Annotated in this window: 20 protein-coding genes; 14 read left to right on the forward strand and 6 right to left on the reverse strand. The window is 74.0% G+C overall.

All coding sequences use genetic code 11. The annotated features are described in order from the left end of the window. The first annotated feature begins 118 nt into the window (after window positions 1-118). From rbfA to GA0070624_RS11735, 5 genes are all read left to right on the forward strand, one after another. Window positions 119-598: a 30S ribosome-binding factor RbfA gene (gene rbfA, locus GA0070624_RS11715; RefSeq protein ID WP_091348635.1), complete on the forward strand. Its 480-nt coding sequence runs from the start codon at window positions 119-121 to the stop codon at window positions 596-598. Beyond that, a complete protein-coding gene (locus GA0070624_RS11720; protein WP_091340223.1) occupies window positions 595-1,641 on the forward strand; it encodes a DHH family phosphoesterase in 1,047 nt (348 codons plus the stop codon). The genes rbfA and GA0070624_RS11720 overlap by 4 nt, the downstream gene beginning before the upstream one ends. 65 nt (window positions 1,642-1,706) lie before the next feature. Beyond that, window positions 1,707-2,114 carry a hypothetical protein gene (locus GA0070624_RS11725; protein WP_091340226.1) on the forward strand — a complete coding sequence of 136 codons (408 nt, stop codon included), beginning with the start codon at window positions 1,707-1,709 and terminating at the stop codon, window positions 2,112-2,114. Beyond that, window positions 2,114-2,323: a DUF6186 family protein gene (locus GA0070624_RS11730; RefSeq protein WP_176732008.1), complete on the forward strand. Its 210-nt coding sequence runs from the start codon at window positions 2,114-2,116 to the stop codon at window positions 2,321-2,323. The genes GA0070624_RS11725 and GA0070624_RS11730 overlap by 1 nt, the downstream gene beginning before the upstream one ends. A gap of 458 nt (window positions 2,324-2,781) precedes the next feature. After that, complete coding sequence (locus GA0070624_RS11735) at window positions 2,782-3,294, forward strand: AAA family ATPase (protein ID WP_176731667.1); 513 nt, start codon at window positions 2,782-2,784, stop codon at window positions 3,292-3,294. 100 nt (window positions 3,295-3,394) lie between these two features. Here the strand turns inward: GA0070624_RS11735 and GA0070624_RS11740 are convergent, their stop codons facing one another. Continuing rightward, window positions 3,395-4,135, reverse strand: a complete 741-nt coding sequence (locus tag GA0070624_RS11740) for an MIP/aquaporin family protein (protein WP_091340231.1) — start codon at window positions 4,133-4,135, stop codon at window positions 3,395-3,397. A 124-nt stretch (window positions 4,136-4,259) separates the two neighbouring features. On the opposite strand from GA0070624_RS11740, the gene GA0070624_RS11745 reads away from it, so the two are divergent. Further along, entirely contained in the window at window positions 4,260-5,585 is a 1,326-nt protein-coding gene (locus GA0070624_RS11745) for an MATE family efflux transporter (protein ID WP_091340233.1), read from the forward strand. Between the two features lies 1 nt (window position 5,586). Here the strand turns inward: GA0070624_RS11745 and GA0070624_RS11750 are convergent, their stop codons facing one another. Next, on the reverse strand, window positions 5,587-6,588 hold the full coding sequence (locus GA0070624_RS11750; protein WP_091348641.1) for a hypothetical protein: 1,002 nt from the start codon (window positions 6,586-6,588) through the stop codon (window positions 5,587-5,589). Window positions 6,589-6,695: 107 nt separating this feature from the next. Here GA0070624_RS11750 and truB point away from each other — a divergent pair, with 107 nt between their 5' ends. From truB to dapB, 6 genes are all read left to right on the forward strand, one after another. Further along, window positions 6,696-7,580: a tRNA pseudouridine(55) synthase TruB gene (gene truB / locus GA0070624_RS11755; RefSeq protein ID WP_091340236.1), complete on the forward strand. Its 885-nt coding sequence runs from the start codon at window positions 6,696-6,698 to the stop codon at window positions 7,578-7,580. A gap of 86 nt (window positions 7,581-7,666) precedes the next feature. Continuing rightward, window positions 7,667-8,596, forward strand: coding sequence for a bifunctional riboflavin kinase/FAD synthetase (locus tag GA0070624_RS11760; RefSeq protein ID WP_091340240.1), 930 nt, complete (start codon window positions 7,667-7,669; stop codon window positions 8,594-8,596). A gap of 206 nt (window positions 8,597-8,802) precedes the next feature. Continuing rightward, entirely contained in the window at window positions 8,803-9,072 is a 270-nt protein-coding gene (gene rpsO, locus GA0070624_RS11765; protein ID WP_043962418.1) for a 30S ribosomal protein S15, read from the forward strand. A 231-nt stretch (window positions 9,073-9,303) separates the two neighbouring features. Next, entirely contained in the window at window positions 9,304-11,670 is a 2,367-nt protein-coding gene (locus tag GA0070624_RS11770) for a polyribonucleotide nucleotidyltransferase (RefSeq protein ID WP_091340243.1), read from the forward strand. A gap of 92 nt (window positions 11,671-11,762) precedes the next feature. After that, entirely contained in the window at window positions 11,763-13,172 is a 1,410-nt protein-coding gene (locus GA0070624_RS11775) for a M16 family metallopeptidase (RefSeq protein ID WP_425413501.1), read from the forward strand. Between the two features lie 144 nt (window positions 13,173-13,316). Next, the gene (gene dapB, locus GA0070624_RS11780) at window positions 13,317-14,090 is read left to right on the forward strand and encodes a 4-hydroxy-tetrahydrodipicolinate reductase (protein ID WP_091340246.1); all 774 of its coding nucleotides are present in this window, start codon (window positions 13,317-13,319) and stop codon (window positions 14,088-14,090) included. 258 nt (window positions 14,091-14,348) lie between these two features. Here the strand turns inward: dapB and GA0070624_RS11785 are convergent, their stop codons facing one another. The 3 genes from GA0070624_RS11785 to GA0070624_RS11795 form a co-directional block, all read right to left on the reverse strand. Then, entirely contained in the window at window positions 14,349-16,490 is a 2,142-nt protein-coding gene (locus tag GA0070624_RS11785; RefSeq protein WP_091340251.1) for an amylo-alpha-1,6-glucosidase, read from the reverse strand. 114 nt (window positions 16,491-16,604) lie between these two features. Continuing rightward, the gene (locus GA0070624_RS11790; RefSeq protein WP_091340256.1) at window positions 16,605-17,570 is read right to left on the reverse strand and encodes a sigma-70 family RNA polymerase sigma factor; all 966 of its coding nucleotides are present in this window, start codon (window positions 17,568-17,570) and stop codon (window positions 16,605-16,607) included. Between the two features lie 61 nt (window positions 17,571-17,631). Then, window positions 17,632-18,213 carry a GNAT family N-acetyltransferase gene (locus GA0070624_RS11795; protein ID WP_091340259.1) on the reverse strand — a complete coding sequence of 194 codons (582 nt, stop codon included), beginning with the start codon at window positions 18,211-18,213 and terminating at the stop codon, window positions 17,632-17,634. Window positions 18,214-18,248: 35 nt separating this feature from the next. Between GA0070624_RS11795 and GA0070624_RS11800 the strand changes: the two genes are divergently transcribed. Then, window positions 18,249-19,481: a glycosyltransferase 87 family protein gene (locus tag GA0070624_RS11800; protein WP_091340262.1), complete on the forward strand. Its 1,233-nt coding sequence runs from the start codon at window positions 18,249-18,251 to the stop codon at window positions 19,479-19,481. Here the strand turns inward: GA0070624_RS11800 and GA0070624_RS11805 are convergent. Next, entirely contained in the window at window positions 19,457-20,008 is a 552-nt protein-coding gene (locus GA0070624_RS11805) for a GNAT family N-acetyltransferase (RefSeq protein ID WP_091340265.1), read from the reverse strand. The two genes, GA0070624_RS11800 and GA0070624_RS11805, sit on opposite strands and share 25 nt — an antisense overlap. A gap of 79 nt (window positions 20,009-20,087) precedes the next feature. Between GA0070624_RS11805 and GA0070624_RS11810 the strand changes: the two genes are divergently transcribed. After that, window positions 20,088-21,317, forward strand: a complete 1,230-nt coding sequence (locus GA0070624_RS11810) for a winged helix-turn-helix domain-containing protein (protein WP_091340268.1) — start codon at window positions 20,088-20,090, stop codon at window positions 21,315-21,317. The last annotated feature ends 1 nt before the right edge of the window (window position 21,318 follow it).

The following is a 21,318-nucleotide window of genomic DNA, read 5'->3' on the forward strand; positions in this document are numbered from 1 at the left end:
GCGGCAGTCCGCGACGATCACGACGGCGCGGGTAGTGTTCGAGATGTTGGGCGGTCGGACCGCCGGTGCCCCGCGCCGTCGTCCCGGCCGGGAGCAGGATGCCCTGGAGGTGGGGGAGATGACGGATCCGGCCAAGGTACGCCGGCACGCGGAGCGCATTCGCGAACTGGTCGCGTCGGTGGTGCGGAGCCAGATCAAGGACCCCCGGCTCGGGATGATCACCATCACCGACGCCCGGATCACCGCCGACCTGCGCGACGCCACGGTGTTCTACACCGTGCTGGGTGACGCGGCGGCCCAGTCCAGCACCGCCGCCGCGCTGGAGAGCGCCAAGGGCATGCTGCGCAGCACGGTCGGCAAGGCCCTCGGGCTGCGCCACTCGCCGACCCTGACCTTCGTCCTCGACGAGGTGCAGGACCAGGTCAAGCACATCGACGACCTGCTGGCCGCGGCCCGCACCGCCGACGCCGAGGTGCAGCGGCTGGCCGCCAAGGCGCAGTACGCGGGCGAGGCCCAGCCGTACCGCCTCGCCGAGCCGGAGCTCGAAGGCGAGGAGACCGAGGACGAGGACGAGCCGCGCGGCGGCGACCGACGGTGACCGTAGCCGCTGAGGGTGCCGACGACACGCCGGGCGGCCCGACGGAGGCCGACTGGGCGGCGGCCGTGGCCGCGATACGACGGCTGCCCGCCGACGCGCGGGTGCTGCTGATCTGCCACGTCAACCCGGACGGCGACGCGCTGGGCAGCATGCTCGGCTTCGGACTGGGTCTGCGCCGGCTGGGCCTGCGCCGGCTCCAGGCGACCTTTCCCGGCCCGCCTGAGGTGCCGGAGCCGTTCCGCTGGCTGCCCGGGCTCGACCTGCTGGTGCCGCAGGATGCGGCGTACCCGGATCCGGACCTGCTGATCTGTTTCGACGCGTCGAGCGAGTCGCGGCTTGGTGACCTGGCCGACCGGCTGGGGTCGGCCGGGGCGGCGCTGGTGCTCGACCACCACCCGTCGAACACCGGGTTCGGCGGGATCCACCTGGTCGACCCGCACGCCGCGGCGACCTCGGTGGTCGCCGCGGAGCTGCTCGACCGGCTCGGCGTGCCGCTGGACGCGGAGATCGCCGCGTGCTTCTACGTCGCGTTGAGCACGGACACCGGCTCGTTCCGCTTCGAGGCCACCACCCCGGCGGTGCACGAGCTCGCGGCCCGGCTGCTGGCCACCGGCCTACGCCCCGGGGAGATCTCCCAGCGGATCTTCGACACCCGCCCGTTCGGGGCCGTCCGGCTCTTCGGGGAGGCGCTCGGCCGAGCCCGGCTGGAGCCGGGGGCGGCCGGCGGCCGTGGGCTGGTGTGGACCTACGCCACCCTGGACGACCTGGCCCGGTACGACCAGCCGCCGCACGTGCTGGATGCGCTGATCGACCCCGTCCGCTGCACCGCCGAGGCGGACGTGAGCTGCGTGGTCAAGCAGGCGGCGGTCGGGGAGTGGTCGGTCTCGCTGCGGAGCAGGGGAGCGGTCGACGTGAGCCGGGTGGCGGTGGCGCTCGGCGGCGGCGGGCACCGCCTGGCCGCCGGGTTCACCGGGCGAGGCAGCCTCGCCGAGGTGGTGGACCGGATCCGGGCCGAGCTCGACGGGGCCGTGCTCGCGGCCTGAGATCAGGGTCGACTCCGGGGGGTGTCGGTCTTTCCGCGCTGCGTGACGGCCGGGACAATCAGGTGATGGAGCAGTCCACTCAGCTCGCCGCCGAGGCGCCCCGGGCCTGGGACCGTCCGGTCGTCTCCGTGCCGGTGCTGGTCTGTCTCTCGCTGGTGGGCGGGCAGTTGCCATCGTTCTCACCACAGGCCAACCTCTACACCCTCGGCACGGGCGGGGCACTGATCTGGCTGGGCCTCAGCAACCGCGTGCCCCGCCGGGCCAGCCCCCGTCGGCTCGCGCCGGGAGCGATCTGGTGGCTGCTGCCGATCACCGTCTTCGGGGTCCTCGAGGGGGCGACCTTCGTGGTGTCGGTGGGCGACGACTTCCCCACCTTCTCCCGGCTCGCGGATCCGCTGCTGGAGGATCACCTGGTCCGGTCCACGGCCTGGTTCGCCTGGCTGGCCGCGTTCTGGGGGCTGGTGCGGCGATGATGCGGGCCCTGGCGATCGGCGGTTTCCTGGCCGCCGTCCTGCTCTTCACGGCGGTGGAGTGGGCCTCCCGTCGGGAGGGTTCCCGGATCCCGCCGCTCGGTGACGTCTGCGCCTTCGTGATGCGCTACGAGGTCGGCCCGGTCCCGGTCGGGCGGATCGGCCTGTTCGGCTTCTGGTGGTGGCTCGGCTGGCACTTCCTCGCCCGCTGACCAGCCTGGGGTCCAAATGTCGGGAACAGTGGGCAGCATGTGGACCTGAACGATAGCTTGGGAAAGGACCGGCGCCGTGCCGCGACGCAGGTCAGGGGCGGTGGCGCCACACCCGGTGCCGCCTCCCTCCAGGGTCAGACCGACCCGGGCTCACGCTGCCAGGCGAGCCGCTCCGGTGATCCCGGACCGCCGCCGGGCGTTCAGCACGACCGCCCGTAGGGCCACCGTGTCGGTGGTCCGCACCCTGGAAGGGATCTCCCATGGCGACCAAGCCCAAGCCCGAGACCACTGACGAGGCGCGCGAGCAGCTGCGCCGCGCGCTGCAGACCTCGATGGACACCCGTCAGTGACGCAGGCCCGGCGGTGACGCTGCCGACCGATCCGTCGACAGCGTCACCGCCCGACCGGCCCCATTAGAGCACTGGCCTCCGCAATAGGCCGGGCGCTACCTTCGCCCGGTGCGGCGCATCCTGATCGTCGGCAGCGCGGGCGCCGGCAAGAGCACCCTCGCCCGTGAGGTCGCCCGCCGGCTCGACCTCCCGCTGATCCACCTCGACCGGCACTACTGGCGACCCGGCTGGGTCCCCGCCGACGAGGCCCTGTTCCGTGCGGAGGTCGCCGAACTCGCTGCCGGACCGGCCTGGGTGATGGACGGCAACTACCAGGCCACGTTCGACCTCCGCCTGTCTCGCGCCGATCTCCTGGTGCTCTGCGACCCGCCCCGGCTGCTCTGCCTCGTCCGGGTGCTGCGCCGCCGCTGGGCTCACCGGGCCACGCTCCGCCCGGACCTGCCGGCCGGCTGCCCCGAGCAGATCGACCTCGAATTCCTCCGGTACGTCTGGCGCTACCCGCGCCGATCCCGACCCCGGGTGTTCGCCGCGCTGCGCAAACATGCGCCGGACCTGCCGGTCGTCCGACTGCGCGGTCGCGCCGACGTCCGACGCTGGCTCGGCGCCCTCCCGACCGGCTGAGCCGGCCGCCTCCCGCCGATCGGGTCCGGCTCCCGGACGACCGCGAAGCCGACCCGGGCGACGGGCGCGGCACGCCACCCGAGCCGATGGCCGTCCCCGGTCAGGCGGTGCCCTGCGCGGTGCGCCGACTGACGTGGCCACCGCCCGGCCCGCGGAGCAGCCGCGCGATCCCGACCGCCACCGGCACGGCCAGCAGCGGGCCGAGCAGGTACGCCCACCAGCCCCGCGACTGCCCGTAGACCAGCGCCGGGCCGAGCGAGCGGAACACGTTCATCGACGCGCCGGTCAGCGGCGAGGCCCAGAGGCCGCCCAGCGCGAGGTAGCCGCCCACCGCGACGGCTGCCATCGGCCCGACGTTCTGGGCGCCGGAGGCGGTACCGAGGATGGTGCTGAGCAGGCCGACCGTGAGGATGAGCTCCCAGACCAGGGCGAGCGGAGTGCTGATGCCGGGGGCGGGGACGGTCAGGCCCGCGGTCCCGTGCCCGCCGAGCAGCCCGGCGAGGAGCGCGGCCGCCGTCACCGCCCCGGCGAACTGCGCGACTAGATAGCCGGGGACCCGGCGCCACGGGAAGTCGCGCCGCAGGGCGAAGGCGAGCGTCACCGAGGGGTTCAGGTGCGCGCCCGAGACGGCCCCCATGAAGAGGATGATCGAGGCGAGCATCAGGCCGGGGGCGATGACCGCCGCGGTGCGACTGACCGGCTCGCCGCCGAGGCGCTGGTTGACCACGCCGGGGCCGACGGACACCAGCACCAGGAAGAAGGTGCCGAGCAGTTCGCCGAAGACCCGTCGCCACCAGATCGGGTCGGTGCCGTCGACGATCCGCTCGCCGGTGGCCGCCATGGCCCCACCGTACGACGCCGGGCGCGGGTTCCGGCCCGGGAACGGCAGGTGCGGGCAGCGTCCCGGAAGGTAAGTGATGCAGGGGGTTGCGGCCCTTACTCGTGCCATGCCAGGATCGGCGGCGATGAGCCAGACCACCGCCACCGCCGCCGGCGTCGCCTCGCCCCGCCGGATCGCCTCACTCGCCCTGCCGGCGCTCGTAGTGCTCGCCGCCGAGCCGCTCTACGTCCTGGTCGATACGGCGGTGGTCGGGCACCTGGGTCGGGTCCCGCTCGCCGCGCTCGCCGTCGGCGGCACCGTGCTGACCCTCATCGCGTGGCTCGGCACCGTGGTCGCGTACGGCACCACCGGACGGTCGGCCCGGCGGTTCGGGTCGGGCGACCGGGCGGCGGCGGTGGCCGAGGGCGTGCAGGCGTCCTGGCTCGCGCTGGGGGTCGGGGTGCTGGTGGCGCTCGGCATGCAGGTCGTCGGCGGGGCGTTGGCGCGTACCCTCGTCGGCGGTCCCGGCGACGTCGCCGCCGCCGCCGCACAGTGGCTGCGCATCGCGGCGCTCGGCGCACCCGGCCTCCTGCTCGCCGCCGCCGGCAACGGCTGGCTGCGGGGCATCCAGGACACCCGCCGACCGCTGCTCTTCGTGCTCGCGCCCAACCTGCTCTCCGCGTTGCTCTGCCCGCTGCTGGTCTATCCCGCCGGGCTCGGCCTGATCGGCTCGGCGGTGGCGAACGCGGTCGCGCAGACGCTCTCCGGCGGCCTCTTCGCCGCGGCGCTGGTGCGCGAACGGGTCTCCCTGCGGCCCCGGCCGCGGGTGATCCGCCAGCAGCTCGTGCTCAGCCGCGACCTGCTGATCCGGGGCGTCGCCTTCCAGGCGAGCTTCCTCTCCGCGACCGCGGTCGCGGCCCGGTTCGGCGCCGCCGCCGTCGGTGCCCACCAGATCGCCGTGCAGCTCTGGTTCTTCACCGCCCTGGTGCTGGACGCCCTCGCCATCGCCGCTCAGGCGCTGATCGGCGCCGCACTCGGCGCCGGCGACGACGTCGGCGCCCGGGCCCTCGCGCGCCGGATCGCCCTGCTCGGCGGCGCCTGCGGCGTCGCCTTCGCGGTGCTGATCGCCGCCGGCGCCGGCGTCGTCCCGTCCTGGTTCAGCTCCGACCCCGGCGTACGCGACCAGGCGATGGTGGCCTGGCCTTGGTTCGTCGCGCTGCAGCCGCTGGGCGGGGTGGTCTTCGCCCTGGACGGGGTGCTGATCGGCGCGGGCGACGTCCGCTACCTGCGCAATCTCACCATCGTGGCGGCGCTGGGCGGGTTCCTGCCGGCGATCTGGCTCGCCTACGGGCTCGACCTCGGGCTGGGCGGGATCTGGGCGGGGCTGACCCTCTTCGTCGTGCTGCGGCTGGTCGCCCTGCTGCTGCGGCTGCGCTCCGGCGGCTGGGCGGTGGTCGGCGCGGTCCGCTGATTCAGCAGGTGTCCTGGATGTCCAGGGTGCGGTCGGGGTCGAAGTCCGCGTCCGGGTCCGGGTCCTCGGGCCCGCCGTAGCTGGGCGTGCCCACGTCGAGCAGGCCCTTTTCGAACGCCGCGCAGTCGATGTTGGAGGCGTACGAGTTCGCCTCGTCGATCCACAGCCCGTTCGAGCTGCGATCCACGTCGTCGGGGTGCGGCACGCTCCAGATGACCGTGTCGTGCACCACGACGACCCCGTCGCCGGGCAGGGTTCCGCTCGTCTGGAAGGCGTACACCCAGACGAAGTTGGTGGTGATCTCCAAGATCCGGATGTCCTGGGGGTCCGTCGTGGCCCGGTAGCTGATCCGCCCCTTCACGCGGGGCTGGTGGGCGGTGATCCGGGCGCCGGGCGCCAGCCGGGTGGCGTAGGTGGCGAAGGTGTCGGAAGCGAAGTCCTTGCGCAGGTCGGCCCGCGCGTCCGGGGCGAACTGCCGGATGAGCCGCTCCGGGTCATTGCTGGTCATGAACGTGCGGTCCAACCGGGCCGTCACCAGCGCAGCCCGAACCTTCGACAACGCGGCCGTCACCTGCTTCTCAGTGAACGGGTTGGTCGGCTTCGCTGCGGGCACGGCGATCCCCGCCGCACCCTCGGGGAACGACTCGGCGGGGGTGCCGTCGAACGGGCCGGCCGCCGACGGCGGTGACGCCGAGGTGGTGGCCTGCTCCCCGGGTGGCTGGCTGATGGTCGGGTACGCCGCCGGCGGCTCGCCCCACTGCTGGAACGACCGGTAGCCGGCCGTGCCGACGAGCCCGAAGAAGGTGAGCAGCAACAGGGCCGCCGCGCCGCCGAGCAGCTTGGCGGAGTGCTGGCCCAGCCAGATCCGCAGCCGGTCGGCGCGGTCCGGCTCGGCCTCCACCACGGGTTGGCGCAGCCACTCGGGGACCGTCCCCAGCCCGTCGGCGGGCGGAAACGGCTGGTCGAGGCGGTGCGGATCGGGGAGCGGTTGCTGATCGGTCATCGGGTTCCCGGGACTGGTGCGGCGACGTGCGCTGATCTTGGCACCACGGCCGATCACGGCGGTATCCCCCGTAAAGATCATTGTCCGGTCTGGCAGGCTTGGCGGTCGTGAGCAGAGACGGTCTGATCGTGGTCGACAAGCCCGGCGGCATGACGTCGCACGACGTGGTGGCGCGGACCCGGCGGTTGGCGCGCACCCGGCGGGTGGGGCACGGGGGCACGCTCGACCCGATGGCCACCGGGGTGCTGGTGATCGGCGTGGGCCGGGCGACCCGGCTGCTCACCTACGTGATCGGCGCCGGCAAGAGCTACACCGCGACGATCCGGCTCGGGCAGGCCACCATCACCGACGACGCCGAGGGCGACGTGATCGCCAGCACGCCGGCCGGCGCGGTGACCGACGAGGCCATCCGCGCCGCGCTCGCCGCGCTCACCGGCGAGATCGAGCAGGTGCCGAGCGCGGTCAGCGCCATCAAGATCGACGGGCAGCGGGCGTACAAGCGGGTGCGCGAGGGGGAGATCGTCGAGCTGCCCGCCCGCCGGGTCACCATCTCCCGGCTGGACGTCCTCGCGATCCGGCGGGACGTCCCCGACGTGGTGGACGTGGACGTGGACGTTACCTGCTCGTCGGGGACGTACGTCCGGGCCATCGCCCGGGACGCGGGCCGCGCGCTGGGGGTCGGCGGCCACCTGACCGCGCTGCGGCGGACCGCGGTGGGCAGCTTCACCCTCGCCGAGGCGGCCACCCTCGACGAGCTGGAGCAGCACGCGCCCGAGGTGGTCAACCTGCCGCTCGACGTGGCCGCGGACCGGTTCTTCCCGCGCCGGGACGCCACCGGGGAGGAGGCGAAGGTCCTCTCCCACGGTGGGCCGCTGGACCCGGTCGGCATCGCCGGGCCGTACGCCGTCTTCGGTCCCGACGGCGGCCTGATCGCTATCGTCAGCGAGCGGGACGGGCGGGCCCGCGCGGAGATCGTGCTCGCCCCGGCCTGACGGCGGGGCGAGGGCCCGCCGGCCGAGGGTCGGCCGGGGGTCGACCCGCCGACCGGCGGGAGAGTTGGGGAGGAGCGGAGGACGGTATGGAGCGGTGGCGGGGGTACGAGGCGGCGCCCGGTGGCTGGGGGCGCTCGGTCGTCACCATCGGCGTCTTCGACGGCGTGCACAAGGGGCACCAGGCGACCATCGGTCACGCCGTGGCCCGCGCCCGCGAGCTGGGCGTCAAGTCGGTGGTGGTGACCTTCGACCCGCACCCGGCGGAGGTGGTCCGCCCCGGCTCGCACCCCGCCGTGCTGACCGAACCGGCCCGCAAGGCGGAGCTGATCGAGGCGCTCGGCGTCGACGTGCTCTGCGTGATCCCGTTCACCCCGGAGTTCTCCCGGCTGCCGGCCGAGGCGTTCGTGCACGACGTCCTGGTCGAGCACCTGCACGCCGCGCTGGTCGTGGTCGGCGACAACTTCCGCTTCGGGCACCGGGCCGCCGGTGACGTGGCCCTGCTGGAGCGGCTCGGCCGAACCTTCGGCTTCGGGGTGGAGGCCGCCCCGTTGGTCGCCGAGTCCGGCACGGTCTTCTCCTCCACGTACATCCGCTCCTGCGTCGACGCGGGCGACGTGGCCGCGGCGGCCGCCGCGCTGGGCCGCCCGCACCGGGTGGAGGGGGTGGTGGTCCGGGGCGACCAGCGCGGGCGCGAGCTGGGCTACCCGACCGCCAACCTGCTCTGCCACCGGTACGCGGCGATCCCTGCAGACGGCGTGTACGCGGCCCGGCTGGTGCGCCGAGGGCAGCGGGAGGTGCTGGCCGCGGCGGTCTCGATCGGCACCAACCCGACCTTCTCCGGGCGGGAGCGCCGGGTGGAGGCGTACGCCCTGGACTTCACCGGCGACCTGTACGGCGAGCGGCTGGGCCTGGACTTCGTCGCCCACCTGCGCGAGCAGCGCCGGTACGACTCGATCGAGCCGCTGGTCGCCCAGATCGCCGAGGACGTGGAGCGGACCCGCCGGGCGCTCGACTGAGCCCGCCCGACGACGCGCGGGGGAGCCGCCTCCGGCCCTTCACCGGGCGGCTCCGCGGGGGACTGGTAGTCTGGCGGGGACGTCGGCTGACCGACGTGGGGCCTCGCGTGCCTGCACGACGCCGCGGGTGCGAGGTTCGTCCGTCTCCGGTCCCCCGGGACCTCGACGACGGACATCAGTGATCAACCCACCGAAACAGGGAGAACATGGCGCTCGACCAGGAAGCCAAGGCCAAGATCCGCGCGGAGTACGCGACCGCCGAGGGTGACACGGGTTCGCCGGAGGTGCAGGTCGCGGTCCTCACCAAGCGGATCGCCGAGCTCACCGAGCACCTGAAGGTGCACAAGCACGACCACCACAGCCGCCGCGGGCTGCTGCTGCTGGTCGGCCGTCGCCGTCGGCTGCTCAACTACGTCCAGAAGAAGGACATCAACCGCTACCGGTCGCTCATCGAGCGGCTCGGTCTGCGCCGGTGACGTGACGGGGGAGTGGCCACTCGGCCGCTCCCCCGTTCCGGTCCCGCCACCTGAAAGAAGAACAGGGCCGCGCGACCACCCGACAGGGAGCCGGTCAGCGTACCGGTCTCCGGTAGTGGCCCCCGGGAACTCCGGCACCCCGCCGACCACCCGGGCGCTTCGATCGAAGACCGGCCGTCTGAACAGCTCCTGAGCGTCGTGGGCCCCCGATGCGAAGGAGCAGTCCGCGCAATGACCGAGAGCAGACTCGGCACCGAATCCACCACCGCGGTGATCGACAACGGGTCCTTCGGCACCCGTCAGATCACCTTCTCCACCGGCCGGCTCGCCCGCCAGGCCGCCGGCTCGGTCACCGCCCAGCTCGGCGAGACGGTCGTCCTTTCCGCCACCACCGCCGGCAAGCAGCCGAAGGAGCAGTTCGACTTCTTCCCGCTGACCGTCGACGTTGAGGAGCGGATGTACGCCGCGGGCCGGATCCCCGGCTCGTTCTTCCGCCGCGAGGGTCGCCCCAGCGAGGACGCGATCCTCACCTGCCGGCTGATCGACCGGCCGCTGCGCCCGTCGTTCGTCAAGGGCCTGCGCAACGAGGTCCAGGTCGTCGAGACCGTCCTCGCGCTCGACCCGCAGCACCCGTACGACGTGGTGGCGATCAACGCCGCCTCGATGTCCACCAAGCTCTCCGGCCTGCCGTTCTCCGGCCCGATCGGGGCCACCCGGATGGGCCACGTCGACGGTCAGTGGGTCGCCTTCCCGACCTACGAGGAGCTGGAGCGGGCCACCTTCGACATGGTGGTCGCCGGCCGGGTCCTGCCGGACGGCGACGTCGCGATCATGATGGTCGAGGCGGAGTCCACCGAGCACACCGTGAAGCTGATCGCCGGTGGGGCCACGGCCCCGACCGAGGAGGTCGTCGCCAGCGGCCTGGAGGCCGCCAAGCCGGCCATCCGCGAGCTGTGCCGGGCGCAGAGCGAGCTGGCCGAGGTGGCCGCCAAGCCGGTCGCCGAGTTCCCGGTCTTCCTCGACTACCAGGATGACGCGTACGAGGCCATGGCCGGGCTGGCCCGCGGCGAGGTCTCCGAGGCCCTGCGGATCGCCGGCAAGCATGACCGCGAGGAGGCCCTGGACCGGGTCAAGGCCCGCGTGCTGGAGGAGCTCGGCCCCCGCTTCGAGGGCCGGGAGAAGGAGCTCAGCGCCGCCTTCCGGTCGCTGACCAAGTCCGAGGTCCGCTCCCGGGTGCTGCGTGAGCAGGTCCGCATCGACGGCCGCGGCCCGCGCGACATCCGCCCGCTGACCGCCGAGGTCGGCGTGCTGCCGCGGGTGCACGGCTCGGCCCTGTTCGAGCGGGGCGAGACCCAGATCCTGGGCGTCACCACGCTGAACATGCTGCGCATGGAGCAGTCGCTGGACACCCTCTCCCCGGAGAAGTCCAAGCGCTACATGCACAACTACAACTTCCCGCCGTACTCCACCGGTGAGACCGGCCGGGTCGGCTCGCCGAAGCGGCGCGAGATCGGCCACGGCGCGCTGGCCGAGCGGGCGCTGATCCCGGTCCTGCCGTCGCGCGAGGAGTTCCCGTACGCCATCCGGCAGGTCTCCGAGGCGCTCGGCTCCAACGGCTCCACCTCGATGGGCTCGGTCTGCGCCTCCACGCTGGGCCTGCTCTCCGCGGGTGTGCCGCTGAAGGCGTCCGTCGCCGGCATCGCGATGGGCCTCATCTCCGACGAGGTCGACGGCAAGACCCAGTACGTGACGCTGACCGACATCCTCGGCGCCGAGGACGCGTTCGGTGACATGGACTTCAAGGTCGCCGGCACCCGGGACTTCGTCACCGCCCTGCAGCTCGATACCAAGCTCAACGGCATCCCGTCGGACGTGCTCGCCGCCGCACTCAAGCAGGCGAACGAGGCTCGGCACATCGTCCTCGACGTGATGGAGCGGGCGATCGAGGCGCCGGCCGAGATGTCCGACTACGCCCCGCGAGTCACCGTCGTCAAGATCCCGGTCGACAAGATCGGCATGGTGATCGGCCCGAAGGGCCAGACGATCAACGCGATCCAGGACGAGACCGGCGCCGAGATCTCCATCGAGGACGACGGCACCATCTACGTCGGCGCGACCAACGGCCCGTCGGCCCAGGCCGCGGTCGAGCGGATCAACGCCATCGCCAACCCGACTCTGCCGAAGGTCGGCGACCGGTTCCTCGGCACGGTGGTCAAGACCGCCGCGTTCGGCGCGTTCATCTCGCTGCTGCCGGGCCGCGACGGCCTGCTGCACATCTCCAAGGTGGGCGACGGCAAGCGGGTCGAGAAGGTCGAGGACTACCTCAACGTCGGCGACAAGGTCGAGGTCGAGATCGCGGACATCGACGCGCGCGGCAAGATCTACCTGGACAAGGTCCGTCCGGAGGGCGCCGAGGCGCCGGCCGCCGGCGAGGCCGCCGGCGGCGAGCGTCCGGCCGGCCGGGACCGGGGCGACCGGGGCCCGCGTGACCGGGGCGAGCGCGGCGGCCGTGGCCCCGACCGTGGTGAGCGCGGCCAGGGCGGCGGCGAGGGTGGCGAGGGCGGCGAGCGTCCGCGTCGCCGGACCCGGCACACCTGATCCTCGCCCGGGCCGGGTGGCGCCGTCGGCGCCACCCGGCCGGTCCGTGACACCGCACCACCCACCCCTCGTCGAACTGAGAGCAGGTTTCCGTGAGTCGGGCCCGGCGTTCGTCTTTTCCTGCGGATCGACGGGGGGTGGTGTCGCCCGGCGCCGTCCCGCACGGGCCGGAGCCCGGGCGGGCCGGCGGCGCCACCCGGGCGGTCACCCGCACGCTGAAGGACGATCCGCTGGGCGGCACGGTACGCCGTACCGTGCTGCCCAGCGGCCTGCGCGTGCTCACCGAGGCGATCCCGGCGATGCGCAGCGTCTCGTTCGGCATCTGGGTGGCCGTCGGCTCCCGGGACGAGACCGGGCCGCAGGCCGGTGCCGCGCACTTCCTGGAGCACCTGCTCTTCAAGGGCACCCGCAAGCGCGGCGCGTTGGAGATCTCCTCGGAGATCGAGGCGGTGGGCGGCGAGACCAACGCCTTCACCACCAAGGAATACACCTGCTACTACGCGCGCGTGCTGGACGAGGACCTGCCGCTGGCCATCGACGTCATGTGCGACCTGGTGGCCGACTCGATCCTCAAGCCGGCCGACGTGGAGACCGAGCGCGGCGTCATCCTCGAAGAGATCGCCATGCACGACGACGAGCCCGGCGACGAGGTGCACGACCTCTTCGCCCGCGCGCTCTACGGTGAGCACCCCCTCGGCCGGCTGATCTCCGGCACGGAGGAGACGGTGACCCCGATGAGCCGGCGGCAGATCCAGAGCTTCTACCGGCGCCGCTACACGGCGCCGCAGATCGTCATCGCCGCGGCCGGCAACCTCGACCACGCCGCCGTGGTCAAGCTGGTCCGCCAGGCGCTGCGCGGCACCCCGCTGGACACCGACCCGGCAGCGCCGGCCCCGCGCCGCCCGGCCGCCCCGGCGGTACGCACCAGGCCGGCCACCACGCTGGTCGAGCCGAAGGAGACCGAGCAGGCGCACCTGATCCTCGGCTGCCCCGGCATCGACCGCACCGACGAGCGCCGCTTCGCCCTCGGGGTGCTCAACAACGTCCTCGGCGGCGGCATGTCGAGCCGGCTGTTCCAGGAGATCCGCGAGCGGCGCGGCCTGGCCTACTCGGTCTACTCCTACGCCGGTCAGTACGCCGACAGCGGCCTGTTCGCCGTCTACGCCGGCTGCGCCCCGGGCAAGGTGGACGAGGTGCTGGAGCTGACCCGGGCCGAGCTGGCCCGGGTGGCCGTCGACGGGCTCACCGAGGCCGAGCTGGCCCGGGGCAAGGGGATGTCCAAGGGTTCGTTCGTGCTGGGCCTCGAGGACACCGGCTCCCGGATGAGCCGGCTGGCCAAGGGGGAGCTGCTCTACGGCGACCTGATGCCGGTGGACGAGCTGCTCGCCCGGGTCGACTCGGTCACCCTGGACGACGTCAACACCCTCGCCGCCGAGCTGCTCACCCGGCCGATGTCGCTGGCCGTCGTCGGCCCCTTCGACCAGTCCGCCTTCTCCGTCTGACCCGGCCATGTGCCCGGCGAGATGCGGCAGCTGGCGGTCTCCGCCGCCGAGAATGCCGCGACTTGCCGCAATCGGAGTCGATCATCCGGGAACGGCGGCGCTGCCGACGGGTGACGCCGTCCCGATTGGGATAGGTTGTGCCCCGTGAGTGACGCGCAGGAGAAGACCACGGACGAGCCGATCCGGGTCGGCGTGCTGGGTGCCCGCGGCCGGATGGGCATGGAGGTGTGCAAGGCGGTCGACGCCGCCCCCGACATGGACCTGGTGGCGATGATCGACCAGGGGGACTGGCTGTTCAACGCCGCCGACGCCGGCGCCGAGGTGGTCGTCGACTTCACCACCCCGGACGTCGTCATGGACAACCTGCACTGGTGCATCGACCAGGGCATCAACGCAGTGGTGGGCACCACCGGCTTCACCGAGCAGCGGCTGGAGCGGGTGCGCGGCTGGCTGGAGCGCAAGCCGGGCGTCGGCGTGGTGATCGCCCCCAACTTCGGCATCGGCGCGGTGCTGATGATGCAGTTCGCCGCCCGCGCGGCCCGGCACTTCGAGTCGGTCGAGATCATCGAGCAGCATCACCCACGCAAGCTGGACGCCCCCAGCGGCACCGCGACGCACACCGCGCGGCTGATCGCGCAGGCCCGCGCCGCGGCGGGCCTCGGCCCGGTGCCGGACGCCACCAAGGACGAGGTGCCGGGCGCGCGGGGCGCCGAGATCGACGGGGTACGCGTGCACGCCGTACGGGCCACCGGGCTGGTCGCCCACCAGGAGGTGCTCTTCGGCACCACCGGGGAGACGCTGACCATCCGGCACGACTCGTACGACCGGGCCTCCTTCATGCCCGGGGTGCTGCTGGCCATCCGCGCGGTGCGCAACCGCCCCGGCCTCACCGTCGGCCTGGACGCCCTGCTCGACTGACGACCGGCCGGCCGAGCGGCGGGCCCGGACCTCGGCCCAGGCCCGGCCCCGGGCCCGTGGAGCCGGCGGACCGGTGCGATGGCGGACGACGAGGCCGTCGCCGAACTCTCCCCCGCCCGCGCCACCTGACCCCGTCCACCTCCACCTCCGCCTTCCGTCGATCTTGGAGTTGTGACACCCGCCAAAAGCCACAAATGGCTCCGATCAGGCGCCACAACTCCATGATCGGCCCAGAAGGGCGTCAGCGGGCGTCGAGGGTCAGCGGGACAAGGGGGACTCGGCGGTCGGGGTGCGGGGGGTCGGGACGGGGGCGGCGGCAAGTCGCTCGGCGGGCTCGACCGTCACGGTCAGGGTGGCCGGAAGGCCGGTGATCGTGGGGTTTCCGGCTCGGTCGACGTGTACGTCGACCGAGGCGCCGGCGACGCGGAACCGGTCGACCGCGAGCGCGCCCAGCTCCGGGCCGGCCAGCGGGCGCAGGTGCACCCGACCCGCCGGCACGTCCGGGTAGAGGCCGGCTCCGGCCTGGAGCAGCAGGACCGCGGCCGCCGCCGACCAGGCCTGCGGCCGGCACGCCGCCGGATACGGCACCGGGCGGCCGATCACCGTCCGGTCGTCCCCGCCGTACAGCTCGGGCAGCCGGTAGTCGAACGCCTCGGCGGCACCGAGCAGCCCCTCGGCCATGGTCAGCGCGGCGTCGGTGAAGCCGGCCCGGGCCAGCCCGGCGAGCACGATCGCGGTGTCGTGCGTCCAGATCGACCCGCAGTGGTACGACAGCGGGCTGAAGCCGGCGTCGTCGGTGGACATGGTGCGCAGCCCGAAGCCGCCGGCCAGCGCGTCGGCGGTGAGCAGCGCGGCCACCTGCGCCGACTCGGCGTCCGACAGCAGCCCGGTGCCGAGCAGGTGACCGATGTTGCTGGTCAGCGAGTCGACCGGGCGCTTGTCCCGGTCCAGCGCCAGCGCCGGGTGCGGGCCGTGCCGGCCGTCCACCCAGAACGCGGCCCGGAACCGCTCCGCCAGCCGGTGGGCGTAGGCCCGCCAACGGTCGGAACCCGGCCGGTCGAAGGCGTCGAGCAGTGCGGCACCGTCCATCGCCGCCCGGTACGCGTACCCCTGGACCTCGGCCAGCACGATGGGCGGCGTCGCGAGCCGGCCGTCGCGGAACCGGACTGCGTCGCCGGAGTCCTTCCAGCCCTGGTTGGACAGGCCGTGGCCGGTGGTGTCGACGTACTCCACCAGCCCGTCGCCGTCGGCGTCGGCGTGCTCGCCGAGCCAGCCCAGCGCGGCCTCCAGGTGCGGCAGCAGCGGCTCGACCTGCTCGGCGGCCAGGCCCCAGCGCCAGGCGTCGTGCAGCAGGCTGATCCACAGCATCGTGGCGTCGACGGTGCCGTAGTAGGCCGGCGGCAGGCGCAGCCCCTCGCCGGCCAGGCTGAACTCGTGTCGGCGCAGCTCGTGCAGGATCTTGCCGGGCGCCTCGCCGGTGGTCGGGTCGACCCGGGCGCCCTGCCGGCGGGCCAGCACCCGCAGCGTGCCGGCCGCCAGTTCGGTGCCGAGCGGCAGCATCATCCGGGCGGCCCAGAGGCTGTCCCGCCCGAACAGGGTGAGGAACCACGGCACGCCGGCGCCGAGGAAGACGTCCTCCGGGGCGGCCGGGTCGGCCAGCCGCAGCCCGCGCAGGTCGGCCAGGGATCGGTCGAGCAGCCGGGCCAGGCGGCGGTCGTCGGCGCGTACCTCCGGGCGGGACCAGGCCGGCTCGCCAGAAGGGGCGATCACCACGGCCTTCGGGTCCTCGACCGTGAGCCGCCAGCGCAGCGTGGCGGTGCCGCCGGGGGCGAGGTCGACCGGCCAGCTCAGCCGGGGCGCGACCGCCCGCTCGCCGGCGGCGTCGGCCTCGGCCGCCTCCCCGGTGACTGTCACGGTGATCCCGTCCGCGGCCCAGGTCAGCTGGCCGGGTTGGCCCGCCTTCGCCTCCAGCGCGGTGGCTGCGCCGCCGGACTTGACCACCTCGATCGGCGCGAGGTCGCAGCCCAGGTCGACGCTGACCGTGGCGCGTACCGGCACCGAGGCGGTGGAGACGATGCGCAACTCCTCGCTGATGCCCTTGGGGTGGGCCCGGCGGATCCGGTCCAGGCGGACGGTGGGGTCCGCACCCGGGTCGCCGAGCCAGCGGGCCAGGGCGACGAAGCGGGTGGTGTGCGGGTCGACCGGCCCCCGGATCAGCCCCTCGGGCTCCCGCTCGTCGATGCGCAGCTCGGCCCGGGAGAGCACCCGGGCGTCGGCATGGAAGACGCCCTGGACGCCGGCCGGGCGGATCTGGCCCGACTCGTCACCCAGCGCGCTGGTCGGGGCGAACACCACCCCGACCAGGTCGTGCAGGAGGGGTTGCAGGTGACGTTCGATCACGGGGGACTCCAAATGCTTCTCGGGTGGAACGGGGGTGCCGCGACGGAATTGTCCCGCGCGGGTGGCAGGGGTGGACGACGCGGCCGGCCGCAACTCGTCGCCGCCGGAGGGAGATCAGGGGTCGAGGTGGAGCGGCAGGCCGAAGAGCGGGAAGAGCCGCGGCTGGAGGAAGTGGGTGAGCCGGGCGATCCGACCGCCGGAGAACTCCAGCAGCTGGATCGAGAACGCCCGGTGACCGCCGGCCGGATCCGGCCGGTACTGGGCCAGCGCCGGGCCGCCGTTGGCCGCCACCCGCACCAGCCGGGAGCCGCGGCAGCCCGCGCCGGGCCCGACCAGCCACCGACCGATGTCGGCCGCCCCCCGCAGCCACATCGGGTAGGGCGGCATGCTGTGCACGGCATCCTCGCGCAGCAGCGCGACCAGGGCCTCGATGTCGTACCGGGCGAAGGTGTCCACGTACCGGTCGAGCAGGTCACGGTGCTCGCCGGCCAGGTCGCCGCCGGCGGGGCGGCCCGTGTCGCGGAGGTCGGTCAGCGTCGCCCGGGCGCGCTGCAACGCGCTGTTGACCGCCGGCACGCTGGCGTCCAGCAGCTCGGCGACCTCGTCGGCGTGCCAGCGCAGCACGTCCCGCAGGATCAGCACCGCGCGCTGCCGTGGTGGCAGGTGCTGCACCGCGGCGATGAACGCCAACCGGACCGACTCGCGGGCCACCGCGAGCTCCGCGGGGTCGGCGGGCAGTACCGTCGCGTCCGGGACCGGCTCCAGCCAGTCGCCGGCCGGCCCGGGCGAGCCGAGCGACGCCGCCACCGGCGCGGATGGGGTGCCGAGGTCCACCGGCAGGGCGCGCCGCCCCCGCCCCCGGAGCTGATCAAGGCAGACGTTGGTGGCGATCCGGTAGAGCCAGGTGCGCAGGCTGGACCGGCCGTCGAAGCGGTCGAGCCCGCGCCAGGCCCGCAGCAGGGTCTCCTGCACCGCGTCCTCGGCGTCGAAGACCGAGCCGAGCATCCGGTAGGCGTAGCCCGTCAGCTCGACCCGGAACTCCTCCAGGTCGCTGGCTGTCGTCGCCGTCGCGGTGGTCATGTGGCCACCGTAGGCCGAGCCTCCGACATCGGCGCACCGGCGATGCGCGAATGCCGCGTACTCAGGCCTCGGCGGCCGGCTCGGTGGGGACCGCGACGTGCAGGCGGAGCTGGGGGACCAGCATGTCGTCGACGTCCAGGGCCCGGGCCGCGCCGTCCGGCTCCCAGCCGGTGCTGGTCAGGAACTTCCGGGTCGCCGCGTCCCCGTCGAACGCCCAGGCCACCGCCCGGGTGAAGCCGTCTTCCCGCCACAGGTCCACGCTGGCGGCGAGCAGCCGGCTGCCGTGGCCGCGCCGCCCCCAGCGCGGCTCGACCAGCAGGTCGGTCACCGCGGCCACGCCGTCGCCGAGCGCCTCGGCCGGCTCGCCCGGGGCCAGCGCCTCCGCGTCGGCCGGACCGGACGCGGCGAAACCCACCAGATACGATCGCTCGGCCTGTTCGACGGCGACCAGCACCCGGTGCGCGCCGGAGGGCGGCTCCTGCACCGCCGCGCTCCACCGCCGGGCGAGGTACGCCTCGTCCAGGTTGTCGAGCACGTGCCGGGGCAGGATCCGGCGGTAGGCGACCCGCCAGGTCGCGAGCTGGATGCGTGCGATCTCGCCGGCGTCCTCCGGACGCGCCGGGCGGACGTACCCGAGAGCCATGGCACGTGAGCCTACGCAGGGCGAGGGAGGCGACGGTGGCGCAGGGTACCCGGCGGACGTTCGGGCAGGTCGTCGGCGTGGTCCTGCTCGCCGTCGCGGTGGCCGCCTTCCTCTCCGTGGCGGCCGTCCGGCACGGCTTCTTCGACCTCCAGGTCTATTACGGCGCGCTGACCTGGTGGGTGCACGACGGCGGGGAGCTCTACGACTACCTGCGGCCGTTCACCCAGTACGGCTTCACCTACCCGCCCTTCGCCGCGCTGGTCATGCTGCCGATGGCGTACCTGCCCTGGCCGGCGGCCATCACGGTGAGCGTGGTCGCCAGCGTGGTGGGCAGCGCGGTGGTGATCTGGTGGCTGGTCGACCCGATCTCCCGCCGCGCCGGCTGGACCCGCTGGTTCGCCCTGGCCGTGGCGCTCTGCCTGGCCGCCGCGTACGAGCCGATGCGCGAGACGATCAACTTCGGCCAGGTCAACATGCTGCTGCTCGTCCTGGTCGCGGTGGACCTGCTGCGGCTGCTTCCGGCCGGCAATCGCTGGGCCGGGGTGGGCGTAGGGCTCGCCACCGCGATCAAGCTGACCCCGGGCGTCTTCATCGTCTACCTGCTGGTCACCGGTCGCTGGCGGGCCGCGTTCACCGCGATGGGCGCCGCGGCCGGGGCGACCCTGCTCGCCGCCGCGCTCTTCCCGGACGCCTCCCGGGAGTTCTGGACCGAGGCGCTGTGGAACACCGCCCGGGTCGGCGAGCTGGCGTTCGTCTCCAACCAGTCGCTGCGGGGGGTGGTGGCCCGGCTCAACCCGGAGCATCCCAGCACCCTGGCCTGGTTGGTGCTGGTGCTCGCCACCCTCGCCGGGTGGGTGTGGCGCTCCCGTGCCGCCGTGGCCGTCGGCGACGAGGCCACCGGGCTGGCGCTGACCGGCGCGATGATGTGCCTGGTCAGCCCGGTCACCTGGGTGCACCACCTGGTCTGGCTGATCCCGGCGCTGATCCTGCTGGTGGACAACGCCATGGCGGCGCCCGCGGGCAGCCGCCGGCGCCGCCTGCTGCTGGCCGCCGCGGTCATCGGGTACGGCTTCCTGGTCAGCCGGATCGTCTGGGCCTGGGAAAAGGACTTCACCGGCGTGGACGGCTTCCTGGGCAGCAACACCTACGTATGGATCGGCCTGGCGCTGCTGTTCGGCCTGCCGATCCGCCGCTGGGCCGCGCCGGCCGGCGACGGGTCGCCCGGGGAGGCGGGCCGGCCGGGTCAGCCGTCGAGCCGGGCGGCGTAGCGCAGCTCGAGCAGGTCGAGGGGCGGGCGCCCGCCGGAGAGCGGGACGGGGTAGGTGGACTCCGCGCCGTCCGGTGACAGCCCGGCCCGCTCGTAGAAGCGGCGGGCCCGGGCGTTCTCCGCCAGCACCCAGAGCCGGTACTCGGTCCAGCCCCGTCCGGCCAGGCCGGCGCGGGTCGCCGCCAGCAGCGCCCGGCCCGTCCCGGTGCCCCACCGCGCGGGCTCCACGTACATGGCCACGATCTCCCCGTACGCCGGGTCAAGGTCGCGGCGGTCCTGGTTGTTCCGGTACGGACCGAAGGTGGTGAAGCCGGTGACGGTGCCGTCGACCTCGGCCAGCAGCGTGGTGAACGGGTGCTCCGGGTGGGCGGTGCCGAGGTCCCGCCGCCGCTGCGCCCAGGCCTGGACGTTGAGCCGGCGCAGCACCTCGTCCGGCATGATCCCGGCGTAGCCGGCCTGCCAGCTGCGGATGTGCACCCGGGCGATCGCCTCGGCGTCGTCCGGCTCCTCGCCGCGAAGGGTGAGCATCCGTCCGTTCTATGCCTCGGCGGGCGATCGGTCCAGCGCCCGCTCCGGGCGTCGTACCACTGGATTAGGGTGCCCGACGATGGCCGTACCGGAATCGCTCTCGCTCGCCCAGGCCCGGCGGATCGCGCTGGCCGCCCAGGGCTTCGCCGACCCGGCGCCCAGCGGTGTGCCCACCCGCCGGCACCTGCGTCGGGTGCTCGACCGGGTCGGGTTGATCCAGATGGACTCGGTCAACGTGCTGCAACGCGCGCACTACCTGCCGCTCTACAGCCGGCTCGGCCCCTACCCGACCACGCTGCTCGACGCCGCCGCCTACCGCCGCCCCCGCGAGCTCTTCGAGTACTGGGGGCACGAGGCGTCGCTGGTGCCGGTCGGGCTGCACCCCGCGCTGCGCTGGCGGATGGCCAAGGCCCAGGAGGAGGCCTGGGGCGGGATGCGCCGGATCGCCCAGGAGCAGCCGGGGCTGGTCGCCTGGGTCCGCGACGAGGTGGCCGCCCGGGGGCCGCTGACCGCCGCCGAGATCGAGCACGACGCGCCCCGGGAGACCGGCAACTGGGGCTGGAACTGGTCGGCCGTCAAGCGGGCGCTGGAGTTCCTGTTCTGGTCCGGCGAGGTGACCGCCGCCGAGCGAACCACCTCCTTCGCCCGCCGCTACGACCTGCCGGAGCGGGTGCTGCCGGCCGCCGTACTCGACGCGCCCACCCCGAGCGACGCCGACGCCTACCGCGCCCTGGTCGCGATCGCCGCCCGGTCGCTCGGCGTGGCCGCCGAACCGGAGCTGCGTGACTACTTCCGGCTGCCGCTGGCCGGGGCGCGGCGGGCGGTTGCCGAGCTGGTCGAGGCGGGGGAGTTGCTGCCGGTCACGGTGCAGGGCTGGCGGCAGCCGGCGTACCTGCACGCGCAGGCCCGGCTGCCCCGCTGGGTCCGGGGCAACACCCTGGTCAGCCCCTTCGACCCGCTGGTCTGGGAGCGGGCCCGCACCGAGCGGCTCTTCGGCTTCAGCTACCGGATCGAGATCTACGTCCCCGCACCGCAGCGGGTGCACGGCTACTACGTGCTGCCGTTCCTGCAGGGCGAAGGGTTCACCGCCCGGGTCGATCTCAAGGCCGACCGGAAGGCCGGGGTGCTCCAGGTGCCGGCGGCCTGGGTCGAGCCGGGCGTCCATCCGGGGGAGACCGCCGTCGCCCTGGCGGCGGAGCTCTACCGGCTCGCCGGCTGGCTCGGCCTGGACTCGGTGGCCCCGCCGGCCGCCGGCGACCTCGCGGTCCCGCTGGCCGCCGCGCTGACCGGCGTGGCCGGTGTACGGTGAG

Source organism: Micromonospora rhizosphaerae, from assembly GCF_900091465.1.
Lineage (GTDB): Bacteria > Actinomycetota > Actinomycetes > Mycobacteriales > Micromonosporaceae > Micromonospora > Micromonospora rhizosphaerae.

Bases quoted from the DNA above. Each gene is read 5' to 3' on its own strand.
- GA0070624_RS11745 (WP_091340233.1), top strand. From the start codon at position 4,260: ATGAGCCAGACCACCGCCACCGCCGCCGGCGTCGCCTCGCCCCGCCGG.
- GA0070624_RS11750 (WP_091348641.1), bottom strand. From the start codon at position 6,588: ATGACCGATCAGCAACCGCTCCCCGATCCGCACCGCCTCGACCAGCCG.
- GA0070624_RS11760 (WP_091340240.1), top strand. From the start codon at position 7,667: ATGGAGCGGTGGCGGGGGTACGAGGCGGCGCCCGGTGGCTGGGGGCGC.
- GA0070624_RS11770 (WP_091340243.1), top strand. From the start codon at position 9,304: ATGACCGAGAGCAGACTCGGCACCGAATCCACCACCGCGGTGATCGAC.
- GA0070624_RS11810 (WP_091340268.1), top strand. From the start codon at position 20,088: ATGGCCGTACCGGAATCGCTCTCGCTCGCCCAGGCCCGGCGGATCGCG.
- rpsO (WP_043962418.1), top strand. From the start codon at position 8,803: ATGGCGCTCGACCAGGAAGCCAAGGCCAAGATCCGCGCGGAGTACGCG.
- GA0070624_RS11740 (WP_091340231.1), bottom strand. From the start codon at position 4,135: ATGGCGGCCACCGGCGAGCGGATCGTCGACGGCACCGACCCGATCTGG.
- rbfA (WP_091348635.1), top strand. From the start codon at position 119: ATGACGGATCCGGCCAAGGTACGCCGGCACGCGGAGCGCATTCGCGAA.
- GA0070624_RS11730 (WP_176732008.1), top strand. From the start codon at position 2,114: ATGCGGGCCCTGGCGATCGGCGGTTTCCTGGCCGCCGTCCTGCTCTTC.
- GA0070624_RS11805 (WP_091340265.1), bottom strand. From the start codon at position 20,008: ATGCTCACCCTTCGCGGCGAGGAGCCGGACGACGCCGAGGCGATCGCC.
- GA0070624_RS11790 (WP_091340256.1), bottom strand. From the start codon at position 17,570: ATGACCACCGCGACGGCGACGACAGCCAGCGACCTGGAGGAGTTCCGG.
- GA0070624_RS11795 (WP_091340259.1), bottom strand. From the start codon at position 18,213: ATGGCTCTCGGGTACGTCCGCCCGGCGCGTCCGGAGGACGCCGGCGAG.
- GA0070624_RS11725 (WP_091340226.1), top strand. From the start codon at position 1,707: ATGGAGCAGTCCACTCAGCTCGCCGCCGAGGCGCCCCGGGCCTGGGAC.